This is a genomic window from Candidatus Latescibacterota bacterium (genome assembly GCA_019038625.1).
GTDB lineage: Bacteria > Krumholzibacteriota > Krumholzibacteriia > Krumholzibacteriales > Krumholzibacteriaceae > JAGLYV01.
Window position 1 is genome coordinate 1 of sequence record JAHOYU010000072.1, and the last position, 18,262, is coordinate 18,262.

General features: G+C 51.2%; 16 protein-coding genes. 6 read left to right on the plus strand and 10 right to left on the minus strand.

Annotation, left to right across the window (positions count from 1 at the left end; translation table 11 throughout):
• On the minus strand, positions 1-1,064 hold a 1,064-nt coding region (locus KOO63_05025; protein MBU8921163.1), incomplete at its 3' end, for a hypothetical protein.
• 159 nt (positions 1,065-1,223) lie between these two features.
• Here KOO63_05025 and KOO63_05030 point away from each other — a divergent pair.
• Entirely contained in the window at positions 1,224-3,176 is a 1,953-nt protein-coding gene (locus KOO63_05030) for an alpha/beta hydrolase (protein ID MBU8921164.1), read from the plus strand.
• Between the two features lie 79 nt (positions 3,177-3,255).
• On the opposite strand, the gene KOO63_05035 is transcribed toward KOO63_05030, so the two are convergent.
• The 9 genes from KOO63_05035 to KOO63_05075 form a co-directional block, all read right to left on the minus strand.
• On the minus strand, positions 3,256-4,263 hold the full coding sequence (locus KOO63_05035; GenBank protein MBU8921165.1) for a 7-cyano-7-deazaguanine synthase: 1,008 nt from the start codon (positions 4,261-4,263) through the stop codon (positions 3,256-3,258).
• Between the two features lie 11 nt (positions 4,264-4,274).
• Complete coding sequence (gene nadE / locus KOO63_05040) at positions 4,275-5,249, minus strand: NAD(+) synthase (GenBank protein ID MBU8921166.1); 975 nt, start codon at positions 5,247-5,249, stop codon at positions 4,275-4,277.
• Between the two features lie 16 nt (positions 5,250-5,265).
• Positions 5,266-6,813 carry an AMP-binding protein gene (locus KOO63_05045; GenBank protein MBU8921167.1) on the minus strand — a complete coding sequence of 516 codons (1,548 nt, stop codon included), beginning with the start codon at positions 6,811-6,813 and terminating at the stop codon, positions 5,266-5,268.
• Positions 6,814-6,845: 32 nt separating this feature from the next.
• Positions 6,846-7,091, minus strand: a complete 246-nt coding sequence (locus KOO63_05050; protein MBU8921168.1) for an acyl carrier protein — start codon at positions 7,089-7,091, stop codon at positions 6,846-6,848.
• Positions 7,092-7,254: 163 nt separating this feature from the next.
• Complete coding sequence (locus KOO63_05055; protein ID MBU8921169.1) at positions 7,255-7,893, minus strand: MBL fold metallo-hydrolase; 639 nt, start codon at positions 7,891-7,893, stop codon at positions 7,255-7,257.
• The gene (locus KOO63_05060) at positions 7,886-8,116 is read right to left on the minus strand and encodes a 4Fe-4S binding protein (GenBank protein ID MBU8921170.1); all 231 of its coding nucleotides are present in this window, start codon (positions 8,114-8,116) and stop codon (positions 7,886-7,888) included. Before KOO63_05060 ends, KOO63_05055 begins: the two co-directional genes overlap by 8 nt.
• A 41-nt stretch (positions 8,117-8,157) precedes the next feature.
• Complete coding sequence (locus tag KOO63_05065; protein MBU8921171.1) at positions 8,158-9,399, minus strand: NAD(P)/FAD-dependent oxidoreductase; 1,242 nt, start codon at positions 9,397-9,399, stop codon at positions 8,158-8,160.
• A 3-nt stretch (positions 9,400-9,402) separates the two neighbouring features.
• Positions 9,403-10,161 (minus strand): hypothetical protein, encoded by a 759-nt coding sequence (locus tag KOO63_05070; GenBank protein MBU8921172.1) that lies wholly within the window; start codon positions 10,159-10,161, stop codon positions 9,403-9,405.
• An 89-nt stretch (positions 10,162-10,250) separates the two neighbouring features.
• Positions 10,251-10,607 carry a cupin domain-containing protein gene (locus tag KOO63_05075; GenBank protein MBU8921173.1) on the minus strand — a complete coding sequence of 119 codons (357 nt, stop codon included), beginning with the start codon at positions 10,605-10,607 and terminating at the stop codon, positions 10,251-10,253.
• Between the two features lie 380 nt (positions 10,608-10,987).
• Here KOO63_05075 and KOO63_05080 point away from each other — a divergent pair, with 380 nt between their 5' ends.
• From KOO63_05080 to KOO63_05100, 5 genes are all read left to right on the plus strand, one after another.
• The gene (locus tag KOO63_05080; GenBank protein MBU8921174.1) at positions 10,988-11,497 is read left to right on the plus strand and encodes a DUF2059 domain-containing protein; all 510 of its coding nucleotides are present in this window, start codon (positions 10,988-10,990) and stop codon (positions 11,495-11,497) included.
• A gap of 179 nt (positions 11,498-11,676) precedes the next feature.
• Complete coding sequence (locus KOO63_05085; GenBank protein MBU8921175.1) at positions 11,677-12,912, plus strand: hypothetical protein; 1,236 nt, start codon at positions 11,677-11,679, stop codon at positions 12,910-12,912.
• A 219-nt stretch (positions 12,913-13,131) separates the two neighbouring features.
• Positions 13,132-14,475, plus strand: coding sequence for a Trk system potassium transporter TrkA (trkA, locus tag KOO63_05090; GenBank protein ID MBU8921176.1), 1,344 nt, complete (start codon positions 13,132-13,134; stop codon positions 14,473-14,475).
• Positions 14,476-14,487: 12 nt separating this feature from the next.
• The gene (locus tag KOO63_05095) at positions 14,488-15,933 is read left to right on the plus strand and encodes a TrkH family potassium uptake protein (GenBank protein MBU8921177.1); all 1,446 of its coding nucleotides are present in this window, start codon (positions 14,488-14,490) and stop codon (positions 15,931-15,933) included.
• 24 nt (positions 15,934-15,957) lie between these two features.
• Positions 15,958-18,240, plus strand: a complete 2,283-nt coding sequence (locus tag KOO63_05100) for a T9SS type A sorting domain-containing protein (GenBank protein ID MBU8921178.1) — start codon at positions 15,958-15,960, stop codon at positions 18,238-18,240.
• Positions 18,241-18,262: the final 22 nt, after the last annotated feature.

Below are 18,262 nucleotides of genomic sequence, written 5' to 3' on the forward strand. Positions count from 1 at the left end.
CATATATATAGCCCTGCCAGGCCGAGTTCCGACATGCAGAGGACCACCGAGTTGTGCGCGGTCAGGTGATGGTGCTCTGTGAAATTATGAAACCCCACTCCAAGGATGGGTCGCCAGAAAAGAAGGTTCAGCCCCGTCGCCCAGGCGTCGATACGGCCGCTCGCCGAGGCCTCGTCGATCGACATGTCGGACATCCTGCTAGGACCCAGTGCCAGCGCCGCAGCGCTGAAGATAGCACCTGTGATCAGGCCTTTCACCAGCCCTATCCTTTTGCAGAGCAGCATCGTTGATACGGCCAGAAGCCCGAGGAAGGTACCCCTGGAATTTGTCAGATACAGAGCGTAGATCAATATGGCGAGGGACAGGATCCAGAGGATCCTCTTCAGTATCCCTATCTTTTTATTCAGTGATTTAAGCATGGCGAAAGGTGTAAAGGCGAGTATGGTCAACCCGAGATCGTTCGGGTCTGAGAAGATCCCGATCCACCTGATCCTTCCCTCATACATCGTCTGTCCCGCGATATCATATCCTCTGACATACTGCAGGATCCCGTTCAGTGAAAGTGCCAGGGTCATGAAAAAGAGCAGGTAAAATGTCTGTTTGAGTTGATTCGGATCGACAATCAGGTTGACGATCATGAAAAAGAGGAGAAACACGGGCAGAAAGTCGCTGAACGATTCCTGCGCGCCTGTCAGGTAGAAACGCTGAAGGTGACTCAGTGGTATAAGCAGGAAGAAGACCAACATGAAGATGCTCTGTCTGTTGTTGACCACTCTCATCGGCCGTTTCTCTATTGCGGCGTGCAGTATGAGAGTGCCGAGGAGCACGAACGCGAGAGCGAGCATCAGTGGTTGTTCCCTCAGCGCCGGAACGAATTCCTGGGGACGCAGGTATGTCATCGTCAGATAGATAAGGAGTCCCTGGTATGGATAGAAGAATACAATGGTTCCCACTATCCCCCCGGCGAACACCACCAGCGCGGCTTTAGCGGAGACCAGAAGCAGTGTGATCGCGAATGCCGCGAACACCGTTGCCAGGACCGGTATGACAGATTTGTTCCTCATCGGTCAGTCAGTTTATTTTATTCGCGCCTCAATCGCAATTGATATTTATTTCCGGGTATGTTGAAATCTACCGAAAGGGACTCATCTGGTATTCTTTTTGCAGATTGGATGGTTCAAGAGTAAATCGGGTTTTTGAGGATCAACGGGAAAAGACAGGATATGCCTGAAGAACGATCATTCTTTTTCAGAACTGAAGACAGGCCTCTATACGGGCGGTTGTATGCGCCTGGTGGGGGCACTCCGCCAGCCGGGAGCAGGGGGCTGGTGATCTGCGATTCGCTCTTCGAAGAGAAGTTCTGGTGCGAGAGGGTCCATTCCAATCTTGCGAGGCGTCTTTCCTGTGCTGGATGGACGGTACTGACCTTTGATTATTACGGGTACGGCAATAGCGGGGGAGACAGCGACGATGTGACTCTGACCTCGATATATGAGGATATCGGAGCGGCCTGTGACCTGCTAAGGGGAAAGGGTGTGGACACAGTATCGCTGCTCGGGTTGAGATGGGGAGCTCTTCCAGCATGCGAAGTGGCGTCCAGGAGAGAGGATATCGACAGCATATTCCTGGTAAACCCGGTCAGGAAATGGAAAAAACAGTTTATGAAGGCCCTCAGGGCCAATGTGGCGGGGCAATACGCGATCTTTAAAAAGGTCGTCATGACCAGGGATAAGATCATCGAGGAACTTCTCTCCGGCGGCGACTGCGTCAGATCCGGATACCATATGAACAATATCGATGGATATCTCATATCGAATAAATTCTTCGAAGAGGTATCCGATGCTGCTTTCCCTGAAGCTCTTCCCGGCAATATTTCAAAAGCGGCAGTGATAACGATACCGGAAAATCAGGCATCGTCCGAAGCCTCAGTCGACCCGCTTGCCGAGACCTGGAGGTCTGCCGGTGCCGACTGCGAAGACGTTTTTATAGCGGAAGACAACGCTTTCTGGATAAATAACAGGATATTTACTTCCGATACACCGAGATTTTTCAGTGTCATGGAAGGTCTTCTTGGATCTGTCGGGGATATTGTTCCCGGGGCCAGCAAGGGAGTTCCATCGATCACCGAGGCACCGTCATGTGTCATCGATGGTGTTCGGGAGGAGGCGGTCACGGTCATCTCGCCGGACGGTCACCAATTGTGTGGAGTGACTTACGTGCCGGAGAACGGCCCGCGGAATGAGGGCTTTGTTTTCACCCACGGTGGACTGATAGGCATGAACGGCGCTTTCAGGTTCAATACGAGAGCGGCGAGGAGACTGGCCAGGGCCGGTTATCCGGCCATTTGCTGCGACACTCATGGGATGGGCAGGTCGGGCGGACTGATCGAGAACCAGGAGCAGAGAGTCCTGTTCAGAGAGATCTGCGCCGGACTGTTCGCCGGTGACGTTCATGCTGCGGCATCGTACTTGAAGGAAAAGGCCTCTGTTGAAAAAATTGCTCTTTTCGGAGTCTGTGGCGGAGCGATAACCAATATCCTCTCCCACAGCATCTATGAAGATATCGACGAATCTATTCTTCTCAGTGTGCCGGTCATGTTGCCGAGTCTCGATTACGGCGAGGTCAGGATGAGCGAGGGATTCGCGAAGTTCTACCTGGGACTTTATCTGCGGAAGATCTTCAACCCCGTCGCATGGTACCGTTTCATCACAGGTAAAAGTGAGACTGACAAGATCGGCAAATCGTTGAAAGTCGCCCTGGGCGGTATGATGAAGAAACTGTCGGGAGTCGGCAGAAAGACCGGGAACACTCCCAAGCCAGTGGGCAGCGGAGGGACTCCGGCATCTGGTTCCTGCGTGGCTGCGAAAAAGGAAGTCAGGGGCGGGCTCAGTGTCACTGTTCCCGGTGCGGGAGACCTGCAGTTCAACAAAGGATTTCTCGACGCTTACAACCGTATCACGGGCCGGGGTGGACGCGTGTATTTCATCTTCGGCGAACATGACAATTTCAAGTATGAGTTCAACAGCGAATTTGTCGACGCGATGCCGGAAGAGTTCCAGGCGGGAATAGACGCAGTGACTGTCGAAGAGATAGCTCAAGCCAACCACATGTACACATTGCGCGAATGGCAGGATATCATCATAGACAAATGTATGGCCTGGATAACACCTGGTTGATGGCAGTACGACTTATGCTGCCAGCCAGAGAATCCACACGAAATCTCCGCTAGTCGACCTCAAGTCCGGTCAGCAGGCCTCAGTCGCTGTCCGCGGATTTTTCCAGTCTGTCTCTCACCATCTTGACGACAGACTCATCGGATGCTTCCTCGAGCCTCTCGATGGCTTCCTGCCTCTTCATGTAGCCTCCCCTGACAAGTCCGGCCAGTTCGAAGGCGTAGGGGTGGAAGCCCAGTCGCTCCTTGTGTACATCGATACCTACCGCGTTGAGCAGGCAGTTGGTCGAGTTTGGATCTGTGTCGTCCGGTTTTTTCCAGCCGAGATCCTTGATCTGCTCGATGATGGCCTTTTCATCGTATTCAAGAAAGGCCAGGGGACTCACGTTGGTCGGGAAACGTTCAGGTGTGGAGAAATGATCCTCTGTGAGGAAGTAGTTCGACACGCCTTCGCCCACTACTTTGGACATGGGGTCGGTGAACTGTTCCTGCATCGAACGGATCATGTCAGGATTGTTTTTGAAGATCGAGGCTTCCACCGGGGCTTGTCCCGGTGACCAGCCATAGAAGATGAATGGGATGTTTCCCTCGATCGCAAGACGAAGGGCGACAAACTTGACTATCCCCATGCATGTCGTGCAGATCGAGCTGGCTCTTTCCAGTCCCTTGCGCGAATAGATGTCCTCGTCGGCGCAATGCAGGAAGAGCTTACTTAAAGTGTCGAGCCTGGGCTTGTACAGGACATGGTCCACGTTGAGGCCCTCTACGACATTGCGGATATTCTCAAGTGACTGCGGAGAGATAAACCCGTTGTCCAGCGTCATGGCGAGGATCGAAAGGTCGTACTCGTTTTTCAGTACAGCCATCGTGTACGTCGAATCCTTGCCGCCGCTGAACGCCATAATGGCATCGTATCCACCAGTCCGGTTTTTTTCTGCCAGAAGCTTCTCGAAGCGGCCTTTGTATTTTGCCATCGATTTTTTCAGACGTTCCACACCTCTGAACATCCTGCAGAAATTACATACGCCGTCTTCATCGAATTGTATCCCCGGGTATGTTTCGGGGAGAACGCATTTCGTACATCTTTTCATTACAGCCTTCCTCATAATTTCAGTTCGGGCGCGGGAGGCAGCTGCCTCAGGGTCGCCGTCGCTTTTTTCTTTCTCTCCAGATCTTTCCAGGCCCTGTCGACCTGTTCTACGGTCATGCCGATCACCTCGGCTGTTTTTTCTATAGGGACTTCGTTAAACATCGCGTACATCACCAGGTCCAGAGTCTCGTACGGCATGCAGAAGTAGAAATCCTTGTCGCTCACCGGCAGCGAGTAGGTGTCCGGGCTGGGAGTCCTGTCGAGTACTTCCTGCGGCACACCGAGATGCCTGCCGAGTGCGAATACCTGTGCTTTGTAAAGATCGGTAAGTGGCTCGATATCGACCCCTCCGTCTCCAAACTTGACGAAGAAACCCTGGATGGTCTCGGGTAGATTGGTCGTTCCGCATACGATGTAGTGCCGTTTTTCAGCTTCGTAGTATAGCTGTGTCATCCTGACGCGCTGCTTTATATCGTTTGCAGCCATCATTTTCAGGTAATCCTTGTGAGCCAGTCTTTTCGATTCGATTTTTCCTTCAGCGATCTCTACCTCGAGATGGTAGGTGCTGATCCTGTCCCTGTCCAGGAGGTCCTGCGGGAGAGTGAGGCGGAATTTCTGATCGCCGTCGTACTCGGGGAAATATTTTTCTACGACAGAATCACGCTTGGCGTAGACCCCGAAGACATCGAGCATTGGGGATATCTCTACCTCGTGATACCGGATATCGAGTGACTCGGCACATTTTCGGCCATACTCCCTGCTGACCGGGCTTGAGTCCCGTTCTGGAAGCAGAACGCCGAAAACACGGTCCTTACCCAGTGCCTTAACAGCCAGGGCGGCACAGACCGCCGAGTCGATTCCACCGCTGAGGCCTATTATTATCCCTTTTTTGTGAAAATTGTTCTGTACCTGGTCGCGTATGAAATCGACAAGTTGTTCAGTGATACTTTCTACATCGAAATCAAGTACGTTCCGGTTGAATTCCATTCCTGCTTTCCTTCCATCAGAGATTCTTTGTAGTTATTTTTCCGGTCGTTGTCCTGGGAAGCGATTCTCTCAGCTCTATTATCTTTGGTACCATGAAATCTTCAAGATTGCGCGAGCAGTGGGCGATGATCGCCTTCTCGCTGAGTTCAGATCCATCTTTGAGGACGACGAAGGCCTTTACGGCTTCTCCCAGGATATCGTCGGGAACTCCGGTGACAGCAGCCTCTACCACATCTTCAATGGCGTAGAGCGCGTTTTCCACTTCCCTCGGGCTGACCTTTTCGCCCCTGCTTTTTATGATATCGTCCCTGCGCGAGACAAAATAGAGATACCCTTCCTTGTCCATCCTGAAAAGGTCACCTGTATACAGGGACTTTTCCCACGGATGTATGCCGGGCCTGAGCCTGCGGGCAGTCTCTTCGGGCAGTTCCCAGTATCCCTTCATCACGTTGGCTCCTCTTACGACGAGTTCGCCGGTCACGTCGGGGCGGGTGATGAGGTCATCATTTTCATCGACCAGATAGACCTGCTCGTTCGGCATGCCTTTGCCCACCGATTCGGGGCGTATGTCGATCTGGTCCGGGTGAAGGTATGATACCCTCTTGCATTCTGTAAGCCCGTACATCGAGTATATCTTTGTCGAAGGGAAGACATCTCTCAGTCCATTTATGTGGCTGACGGGCAGCGCCGCCGCTGTATTCGTAATGTAGCGAAGATTGCTGAAATCTTCTTTGGCCAGCTCTTTCATCTGGAGCAGGATGGCTGACATCGTCGGTACAATAGGAAAGCCGGTTGCTTTTTCCTCGTGGATGAGTTTGATAGTCTGATATGGATAGGTGAACGAACGCTCGAGTATCACCGTCCCGCTGAACTGAGCGGCCATTATCACCTGGTATAATCCATAGTCGAAGGAAAGGGGGAGGACGTTTATTATCCGGTCGTTCTCCGTGTTCTCAAGATATGTAGATACAGAGGTCGATGCCGCGACCATGTTGAGATGGGTCAGCATGACGCCTTTGGGATTTCCGGTCGATCCGGATGTGTAGATCAGAGCGGCAAGATCGATATCGATAGCTTTTCGTTCGGGCCTTGTTCCGGGCGCGTCGTTCAGTGCTTCGTCCAGCGTCAGGAAAGTAAGGGTGTCCGGCGATGATTCCTTCAGTTCCCCGGCCTTATCTCCAGCACAGATAACGGTTTTCAGTGATTCTGCTTCCGCAGCGGCTTCCGCCGCCTGTCTCCAGCGTGACTGGTGAGTGATCAGGGCGGCTGCCCGGCAATTGCCCAGTATGTATCGTATCTTGTCCGATTTCGTCGTCGGATTGATGATAAGGAAAACGGCATCCGCCTTCAGGACCGCCCAAAGCGCGATAACGGTCTCGGGAGAATTATCGATCAGTATGGCTACCCTGTCTCCATACCCGACTCCTGAATCACGGAGGGTATGCGCTAGCTGGTTCGCCATATTATCGATCTCTCCGAAACTCAGCCTTCGGTCACCGGAGACGAGAGCCTCCCTGTCAGGATGACGCGATGCGCTGTTTTCCAGAAATTCCTGAAGGAGCATGATACCTGCCTGGGCAAAATGGGTCGGCTGATTCAGCCCTGTTTCTTCGTTACGTAGGCTATGAGCTTGTTGAGTGAATCAAAATTGTCGGGGACGAGTTCCTCGTCCAACACTTCGATATCAAATTCATCTTCAATGAAACCAACGACTTCCAGTACTCCTGTCGAATCGATTATACCCGATTCAAGAAAGGAGTCATCGTCGCCAATAGTTGCGTCGTCGGATCCGAAAAGGAAGTTTTCGATGACAAAACTTTTTATCTGTTCCCTGATATCCAAGAGGACCTCCTGCAAATTTTTATTATCATTCGATTGGTACCCTGTATGGACGGTAACCATTTTACATCAGACTGACTATTATGCAAGAAGAAGTCCAAATCTCTTGTAAAATAACAGATTTACCGGGATTCTCCGCGAGGTGTTTCGCCTGGTTTCCCTGTTTTCAGAATGTGCCGTTGAGGTATGGGTTTCGGACCTTTTCCTCACCGATGGTCGTGGCAGGGCCATGACCGCAGAAGACGGCGGTGTCGTCAGGGAGAGTGAACAGTTCGCTTCTGACCGAGGCCACGAGTGTCTCCATGTCGCCGCCGAAGAAGTCGGTCCTGCCGATCGATCCGGCAAACAGTGTGTCGCCTGCAAAAACGGCATCACCCAGGACCAGGCTTATTCCTCCGAGAGTGTGTCCGGGAGTGTGCCGGACCTCTGCTTCGACTTCTCCGAATCGTATCGTGTCACCGGCGGAAAGAAGGGTCTTTACTTCCGGGTATTCCACATCGCCGAGGCCCCAGTGAGGTGAGTCTTCCACAGATTTTTTCATCGTCTCGATATCGTCTCCATGCATGGCGATCCCGATGTCGAATTCACGCGTCAACCCGGCCGCTGATGCCATGTGATCACTGTGTCCATGAGTAAGCACTATCATGACCGGCCTCAGGCCGTCTTCCTTTACAGCGCTGATAATCGAGGGCGAGTCTCCCCCCGGGTCGATGATTATGGCTTCCGAGCTTTTTGTGCAGGATACGATGAAACAGTTTGTACCGAGTGGCCCTACTACGAGGTGCCTGATCCGGATATCATCCATTCTTCGATTTCTCCCCTTTTTGTGGACAGCGCAACGCCCCTGTTGGACAGACAAGCGCCGCCTGCCCGCAGGGGCGGCATCGCTCGGGAACCGACTTCAAGGTCAGCCCCTCGATAATGAGCGCTTCAGTCGGGCAGACGGCAACACAGGCTCCACAGACGATGCACTTGCTGTCGTCAATGCAAATCAGGTCAATATTTTTTTCAACATCTCGTTCTGACATGTCAATTATAACTCTTTCGATCAATATTTTCAATCCAAAGACTATGTATTCAATCCTGAAAAGGTCTTCCTGGATCTTTTTCTCGCCGACAAGGCTTTCATCAAGGTCTTGCCAAGCAGGGATGGTGACGATCTGAGCAGCACTCCGATCAGTTTGGCGCTGCCCAGTCCTTTTCTCGTGATAAGGCCCTCTCTGGTGTTGAGGGCAGAAAGTACCTTGTCCATCGTTCTGTCGTCGAGACTATAGAAGACCTTTCCAGCAAGATAGAATCTCTTGTTCATTCTGCCTTCATTCCGTTTCCACTCTTTCGTGTAGGTCGAAAGTCCACTGGAACTGAAGTCTCCCTTTTCGAAGCATCTGCATATAGTGGTTGCCGCCATGTCACCAGCCATTATCGCGTTCAGGATGCCACCGCCGGTGAACGGGTTGTTCTGATTCGCTGCCTCTCCGACGGCGATAAATCCGTCCACCGCAAGGGAGGGAAGAGAATCGGACAAAAGCGTTCCGCCACACACGAAACGTTTTCTATCGCCTTCCGGGCAGACGCGGTCCATGAACTTTTCGAGGTAGTCCCTGGCGGTGAGGCCTGAGGCCAGCTCGGGGTTGATTCCCACACCGATGTTGGCGCTGCCGTTCCCCTTGGGAAACACCCACCCGTATCCTCCGGGTGCGAAGGTCGACGAAAGATGGAATTCCACATATTTATCCGGAAGATCCACGCATTCGACCAGGTACTGGGCGCAGGAGAAGATCTCGTCGACCCGGGTAGGGCCTTTCAGCCCCGCCCATCTGGGCGAAAGAGATTCGACCCCGTCCGATCCGACTGTGATCTTGCTTTGCACACGGTATTTTCTGCGGGTGGATAACTCGAGGACATTTACGCCGACGACTTTCCCATCTTCGCGAATTAGACCGGTCGCCTGATGTCCAGTTCTTAGTACGGCTCCATTCGAACATGCGGCCTCAGCGATATGGAGGTCGAGGAGTTCACGGTCGACGATGTAACCTATACCCTTCATCTCTTTCTGGTATCTTTTTCCGTCAGGTGAGACGATGGTCAGGCCGTTCACGACGCTGGTGACGAATGGTTCCTTCACATCTATATAGCGGGCTATTCCCTCAGCCGGGCCTATCGCTTCGGCGCAGCGGACCGGGTATCCGATCCTCTCTCTTTTTTCGAGTATCAGCGTGGAAAGACCCAGGCGGGAAACACCAGAAGCGGTCCGGGTACCACCAGGACCGCCACCGATGACAACTACATCGAAACGTTCATCAGTCATCATTCATCAGAAGTAGTAATAGAAGTTCATCGCAAGCGAAAGACCCGAATAATCGATGTCGAAATTAGCGTTATGGATATCGAATTTGCTCTGGGACATCTGGTACTTACCCTCCATACCTGCAGCCAGCTTGTTGGTCAAAAGGTACCGCATGCCGAATTCGATATGGATCCCCGACTGGAATGTGGTCTGGTCGAGGTTTTCATCGGGCAGGTCGTAGCTGGCTCCCAGACCGGTGACGGCGCTGGTCTCAAGCTTCACCATCGGGATCACGCCGGAGAAGCCACCGGCGATATACGGCGCCAGGGCGCTTACTTTCGGTTCGATCAGGTAGTAGGCGAAACCCAGATCGATGGAGAAATAGTAGATTTTCAGTTCTCTCTCGATATCTAGAGGGATATTGTCCGCGTCGGGAATCTCCTGGATGAAATAGCCGACACTCGAATTATTCAGGTAACAGAACGATATATTGCCCCTGAAGAAATGGAAGGGAGTGACCATTCTCTCATACCCTATCGAGGCGTACGGCGATGTGGATATTCCTTCGAAGAAATCCTTTCCACCCTGAAGCTGGGCCCAGAAGCTCAGGTGATCAGTCAGATACTCGTCGTCTGGTCCGTCGATGAACCCGAAACTGAAATTGATGTTGCTAATAGGAATGGGACCGAAATACTTCTTCTTCTTGTAGACCGATGGCCCCGCCTGAATGCTGTTTGCGAAGAAAATGGCAACCAGGACCGAGATGAACAGAAAAGTCTTTTTCATGAATGCTCCCATCGTCTGCGGATATTTCCCTGGACAGAACCCTCTATGGTTAAAGTTACTTCCAGAATTGTTCGAAGTCAATCCAAACATCAATCGTACGACGAGTTTGGTACCAGACAAAGAAATCTCGCAGGTGATTCTCCGGTGTTCGAGAACCGATGCATATTGCCTCCGGGTACGAAGATAAAATCACCTCCAATGAACGGTTTTTCTTCACCCTCGAATGTCAGGATGCCCTCGCCGGACACTATATAGACCTCATGTTCCCATTCGTGCGAGTGGAGGGGAGTGTGTCCTCCCGGGCCGACCTCGAACAGTCTCATCGCGAAATTCGGGGCGCCGTCAGCCTTCGAGATCAGCCAGCGGATCGATACATTCTCGACGCCTTCCATCTTCACTTCGCTGGCTTCGATCTCTGTCGCTTTCCCGATCTTAAGATCCAGCATCTAATACCTTCCTGTCTTTTGAATGCAACATGAGTATTTCCAGGTTCAATGACTCCAATTCAAGAGGACATTAAGAGCATAAGCAGGGGATGGGGAAGGTTACAAGTGGTTTTTAATGGCCGGGAGCAATTCAAATATTTCCCGCTCAGAAAGAATGCCTTGTCTGTTTCCGGCCCAGTGTGATAAATGTCTTTGACTGTGTTTTCCAGGCAGGATACACTGCCGCTGAATTGAGAATCGCGAGTTTGAAAGGGAATGAAAATAAATAAAAGTTAAAACACGAATAATGACAGTCCAGGCAGAGAACCATGCGGACTGAATATTTGTTGTTGTGCAGGGGTAATGAAAAAGGTGACTACAAAACCGAAGGAGGCGACAGGATGAGAAGAATAGTAGCAGTGACAATAGTCTTTGTTTTTGCGTGGCTGACAGTGGCCAATGCAAATGAGACACAAAACCGTGCTCTGGCAGAGGAACTACTCGATGCAATGGAAATGCAGGAGACCATAGAGAAATCGTTCGAGATGGTGAAGGAGATGATTCCCGCCCAGATGAAAGCGATGGGTGTCTCTGAGGAAGCAACCTCGGATGAGGACAAAGAAGCAGCGCAGAAAATGACGGATCTTATTATGAAGGAAGTCAGTTGGGATAATCTGAAGGATGATTACATTACAATCTATGCCGAGACCTTTACGGAAGAAGAGCTCAGGGGGCTTGTCGCTTTCTACAAGAGCCATGTCGGCAGGAAATTCATTGAAAAGCAGCCGGAGCTGATGAAACGATCCATGCAGATTTCTCAAATGAAGATGATGGAACTTATGCCAAAGATACAGGCGTTGACTCAGGAGATGGAAGATCAGGAAACTGCCCGGCCTGAAAGTGACGAATGAGAAGCTGTTTTTCGCTTGTCTGCCACCTGCGCGTAATGTGAAACGTTTTCTTTGTGTGTATTTCGCAAATGCAGCTTTATCTTGACTTTATGCGAAACAACTGCAAAGATTTTTTCTGTCAGTAATGACGATGATGTCGTTACGACATGATTCGAAAATTCCGGTCCGTGAGGAATCGTATGAATGAAAAGAAGACTCCAGGTTGGTTGATCGAGACTCAGAACAAGAGTTGGGAACCTGAGATCCTGATTTCAGGGATAACTCTTACTTTTCTGTTCATCATCTCCAGCCACATTTACAACTTTTATGGAATGCTGACCCAGGATTTTGGTGTATATGACAAGATCACAAAATTGTCATACGGTATTTCAGTATACACACTGGTCGGGCTGAAGATCATCCTGGTCGTTCATTTAATATTAAGGGGGATATGGACAGGCTTTGTCGGGTTGAGCTATGTGTATCCAGATGGTGTTAACAGACAAAGATTACGCAAGGCTGACACCGATGTTGATTTCTATAAACCTGAACAATATGTCATAATAATTGAAAAGATATGCAGCCTGCTTTTTTCTTTCATCTTTTCTTCTATCACATTTATTATCGGCATTTTTATCATATATATTCCGATTACGCTATTGTTCCTCGTCGGCCTGGACATGACATATATCCATTACAGCACTATGGTGATTCTCTCGATCGTAGCGATTTTGCTCGTCCTCATGGTCATCTTTAATAAAAAACTGAAGAAGACCGGATTTGAACAGCTGGTTGGAAATTCAATCTTCAATAATGCATTTGTGATCTATTACACAAATATTGGTAGAATCAAGACCGGAGCAATGTTTGCGTTATATTTTCTGATCGTGATAGGGCTATCTTTTTCTGATATCTCCAAATATAATTTTGATAACGATGAAAGCGTAGAAATCAGTTCTACGGCTGATATCGTGGATTTAGATAGAGATCATTATGAAGCACTCAGAAATCAGAAATTAAGGATTCCCAGAGCAACGATCGATCGATTCCAGGTGACTGATGACAAGATGGAACTGTTCATCAGTTTTTACAAAGAAGATATATATACGATTAAAAAACTGGAAAACGACCGCGAACTTGCTCGGGAGTTTAATGTCGGATCGGATAGCACCAGGGTCGGATTGCCGGAACTATACGAGGTGACTATCGATGATACTCCTGTTACCGGGCTGAGGTGGTATTCTATTGATAACACTTATACAAGTCAGAAAGGGATCGTAACGAAGATCCCTTTAGGGGCTCTGAGGCATGGATATCATGAATTAAGGATCAACAAGATATTATGGGATATCAATGATAGTGAAATGATACGAATAGTCAATTGGGACGCCATTCCGTTTGAGATGGATAATACTTTAAAAAATACAGATCGGTAAGATGATCGGACAGTCCGGGATTCCCGGAAATGCAAGCTGTTAAATGGTTCGGTAGTTTATTGAAGCTACATATTGAAAATTAATCCCGATATATTCCTGTTCCCACTCACAGAAACCTAAAGTAGTTGAATAAAATATAGTGGTAGTACATACTCGCCCCCTCTGGCACGAGATAAGTATCGGTGCCTTGATTTGGCTGTATCCAAAAGGAAACAGGTAATGAAAACTGTGATAATCGGTGCCGGGAACGCAGGGAAGAACCTGGTAGGCAAGCTTTGCGAGATGGGACACGATGTCGTGGTCATAGACAAGGATGCCGGGGTCCTCGACGAACTGGCCCAGCATCATGATGTGATGACACTCGTTGGCCACGGGGCAGATCCCACAATACTGGAAAATGATATCATCGGTAATATTGATCTGCTGGCGGCTGTGACAAATAACGATGAAGTCAATTTTCTTGCCTGCTGTTGGGCAAAGACTGCTGGAGCTGGTCATACTATAGCCCGGCTGTCGGATACCAAGTTTCTTCATTCGTCACTCGTTGATACCGAAAAACTGGGTGTCGACAGGCCGATGGTACACAAGGGAGAATGCGCAAAAGAGATATTCGATGTCCTCTACATGCCGGGGACACTTGAGGTGACCTCTCTGCTCGACGGCAAGATAGCCGCCATAGGGCTGAAGCTTCCGGACAACACCCCACTCATTGGCAAATCTTTAAAAGAGTTCAGAGCTGACAAGTGGTTCGGCAAAGTGCGGTTCATCGGTCTGGTCAAACAGGGTAAACTGACAATTCCCGACGGCGATTCATGCCCTGAACCTGGAGACGAGATCTATATCGTTCTTCCGGCAGGTGAGACTCATCAATTTCTCGACTGGATAAGAGGGGGGCGGAGAAAAGCGTTCAAGAAGGTCGTCATCGCAGGGGGAGGAGAACTGGGATTGCAACTTGCCGGGCTTCTGGAGGAAACATCGATGGAAACGGTGCTGATAGACCGGCACCGTGGGAGGGCGGAGGACGTCTCCCAGACCTTGAAAAAGTGTCTTGTGATCAACGCGGATGCAGCGGAAGCCACTACCTTGATCGAGCTGGGGATCGGCTCCGACACAGCGTTCGCGGCGGTCACCGGTGATGATGAGATGAACATCGTATGTTGTATTCAGGCCAAACAGCTTGGTGCGGATTTCACCATGGCCCGCATCGATAGATCCGAGTATGTTCCCATTCTCGACAACCTTAAACTGGTGGACCGGGTGGTCAGTCCCAATATCTCTCTGGGCAAGGCCATTCTGCAGTATGTGCGGGGGGAGATCGTAGAGGGTGTAGGATTATTCCACCACATAATCGGTGAGATCCAGGAAGTGGTTATAAAGGCCGGCAGCAGGCGCGTGGGGGCCACTATCAGCGAACTGAAACTCCCGCCTAATTCCATTGTCGCTGCAGTACAGCGGGGTGAACAGGCTTTTGTCCCTACCGGCGACTTCATGCTCAATCAGGGAGATCGGCTGGCAATCTACTGTTTGCCGGAGACCGCCGAAAAAATCAACTCTGCTTTCTGACAGGTTAATATAGTGAATATCCGCGCCGTCACTCATTTGATATCCTACCTGGTCGGGGTCATTTCCCTGGCGATGCTTGCGGGCGCCGGCGTGTCATGGTTTTATGGGGAACCCGTCGCAGTAAAAGGGCTGTTGGAAGCCGCGGTAATTTCGCTGGTCTCGGCTGTGATCATGTGGTTTATCAGCAGGGGCAGCATAGAACTTTCAAGGCGTGACGGGTTTGGCATAGCGACTTTCGGATGGCTTTTCGCTTCGATCTTTGGCGCCCTGCCATACATCCTTTCCGGTGTGATTGTGGATCCCATACCTGCTGTATTCGAGACGATGTCCGGTTTCACGACTACCGGGGCCTCGGTCCTGACCAATCTGGAAGCTCTGCCGCGAGGCATATTGTTCTGGAGAGCGATGACCCACTTTTTCGGTGGTATGGGCGTACTCGTGCTGTGCGTTGCTATCCTCCCGTTTCTGAAGGTCGGAGGAATGCAGATCTACAGGGCCGAAGTGCCCGGTCCTTCAAAAGATCGTCTGACGCCACGTATTTCCACGACTGCAAAGTGGCTCTGGGGCGCGTATCTTCTCTTCTGCGTGCTCGAGACTGTGCTTTTAATGCTGGGAGGCATGTCCCTTTTTGATGCCTGGTGTCACACGTGTGCTACGATGGCGACCGGTGGGTTTTCAACACAGACAGCCAGCGTGGGTGCTTACAACAGTGCATACTTTGACGTTGTCATCACTGCCTTCATGTTCATAGCCGGTGTCAATTTCGTCCTCCATCTGAAACTTCTGATGGGGAGACCTTTTGAGTACTTTCGTGATGCCGAGTTCCGCTTTTATCTGTTCTTCTGGCTGGCGGCCTGCCTCGTGCTTACCTTTAATGTCTGGGGCAGCACCTATGAGTCTTTTCCAAGATCACTGCGGGCTGCGTTCTTCCAGGGCACCTCGATTTTGACTACAACGGGTTTTGTCACAGAGGATTTCGACTTGTGGCCTGAGACTTCAAGGATGCTGCTCGTCATTCTCATGTTTGTTGGTGGGTGTGCAGGGTCGACCGGAGGTGGAGTCAAGATCATCAGGGTGTTTACGGGAATCAAAGCGCTCTTCAGGGAAATCCTGCTCTACGTGCGCCCCAACGCGGTCAAGACGATCAGGATCGGCGGCATCAACATGAAAGATCAGTCAGTCTCGAATATCTGCGCGTTTCTCCTGATATTCCTGGCGCTTTTCGCCGTCGGATCATTGATGATGACCGCCTTTACACCTGACATCGTCAGTGCCGCTTCCTGTACCATTGCCTGCCTGGGTAACATAGGCCCGGGGCTTAACAGTGTCGGAGCGACGCAGAATTATTCTTCCATACACGATGCTGGACTGGGTCTGCTGACTATATTCATGCTTCTCGGAAGGCTTGAACTATACACCGTACTGGTTATTTTCCTGCCGGGTTTCTGGAAAAAATAACGTGTTCTGAAGGGGGACTACATCTTGAAACGAAGTGGATCAGTGTTTGGGCTTATGTGTGCGTGCATTTTTCTTTTTGGCACCTGTGTCGTTCACGGGCAACCGAATGGATCAATCGTCGGATCTGGCACCTATGTCGTTGTGGAGCCAGCATCTCTCGACAGTCTCGTGGCGATTGCCGGGGGAGGGGAACACAGTCTGGCGCTCAGTTCCGATGGGTCTATCGTCGCGTGGGGGGCTAACATATCTGTCCAGTGCAACACTCCTGCTCCAAACGAGGACTTTATTGCGATATCAGGTGGGTGGGCCCACTCCCTTGGGCTCAGATCAGACGGGACGATAGGGGCCTGTGGATGGAACTATTACGGCCAGTGCAATATCCCCGCGCCGAACGAGGGTTTTGTTGCGATCGCCGCGGGAGAGGGACACAGTATGGGCCTCGGATCCGACAGTACGATTGTCGTATGGGGTAATAATAGCTACAGCCAGCGCGATGTTCCTGTGCCGAACGAGGATTTCGTTGCGATCGCGGGGGGTGGAGAACATTGCCTGGGTCTGAAGACCGATGGGACGATCGTCGCCTGGGGACGGAACCTGGATGTCCAGTGCAACGTTCCAGCACCGAACGAGGATTTTGTGGCAATTGCCGCTGGTGGTGAACACAGTCTGGGTCTCAAGTCAGACGGGACGATCGTTGCCTGGGGACAGAACGGCTATGGACAGTGTAACATCCCGGAGCCAAACACAGATTTCATCGAAATAGCCTCAGGTGGGGATCACAGTCTTGGCCTCAAGTCCGACGGGACGGTAGTGGCCTGGGGACGGAACGACTCCGATCAGTGTAACATCCCGGTGCCGAATGAGAATTTTGCTTCGATCGCCGGTGGTGAGGGACACAGTATGGGTCTGCTGGCCAATGGAGGCGTCGTGATCTGGGGATCAAACACTTCTGGCCAGTGCAACGTTCCCGTTTCAAACGAGGGCTTTGTGGATGTCGCCGGTGGCCAGTATCACACCCTGGGCCTTAAGGCCGATGGGATAGTAGTTGCCTGGGGACAGAACCATCAATATCACCAGTGCGATGTTCCCCTGCCGAACTCTGACTTTGTTGATGTCACCTCACTGGGTAATCACAGCTTGGGGCTCAAGTCGGATGGGACCGTCGTAGCATGGGGGTACAACGATTTCGGCCAGTGCAACGTTCCCGAGCCGAATGACAGCTTTATAGTAATCGATGCTGGGGGAAGGCACAGCCTTGGTCTCAGGCCAGGAGGGACGATCGTGGCATGGGGGGACAATGGTTCTGGTCAGTGCAATATTCCAGCGCCGAACGTAGACTTTTTAGCTATCAGCGGGGGCGCGTCTCACAGTCTTGGCCTGAAGGCCGATGGGACGATCATGGCCTGGGGGAACAACAACTATGGCCAGTGCGTCGTTCCTGCACCGAACGAAAGTTTCATAGCGGTAGCCGGGGGATATTCTCACAGCCTTGGCCTGAAGACTGATGGGACGATCGTGGCCTGGGGGAGTAACACCTCTGGCCAGTGCAATGTCCCAGCGCCGAACGAGGGTTTCGTCACGGTCGTATGTGGCGCGCACCATAGCCTGGGTCTAAAAGCCGACGCGACGATCGTGGCCTGGGGAATGAATGCTTATGGCCAGTGCGACATGCCGGCTCTGAGCGAAGGTTTTGCATATGTCACAGCAGGATACCATCACAGTCTTGGATTGAATCGCGCGGAACTTATTGCGGTCGCATTCAGCAGTATCGCCGCTGACTCCGAAGAAGGGGCAATAACGGTCCACTGGGAAGTTCAGGCTGATGAGGCGTTAAGCGGATTTCGACTGTATCGTGCTCCGATGCAGGGAGAGTTCTGTTGCATAACAGACATCCCGCTTTCTCCGTGCACGAGAACATTCGAAGACAGGACGATCGAGCCGGGGATGGAGTATCGTTACATGGTAGCGGTTTTGACGACGGATGGTCGTGAGATCCGTTCACTCGAGGTGACCGCCCATAGTATCGCTCCGCCACTGGCGCTTGGCCAGAACGTCCCCAATCCTTTCAATCCTCGAACGACAATCAGGTTTTCCGTGCCGGGTTCTCAGCACGTAGGGATCAATATCTACGACCCCGCGGGGCGTCTTGTGATGAAGCTCGTTGATAAACAGATGGAGGCAGGCAGTCATCAGATCGAGTGGGACGGCAGGGACAGCAGAGGGCGAGCTGTAGCTTCTGGTGTGTATTTCTACCGATTGACAGTGGGCAAGGAGACATCTACGAAAAAGATGATACTGTTGAAATAGTATCCGCCACTTGAAGATGAAA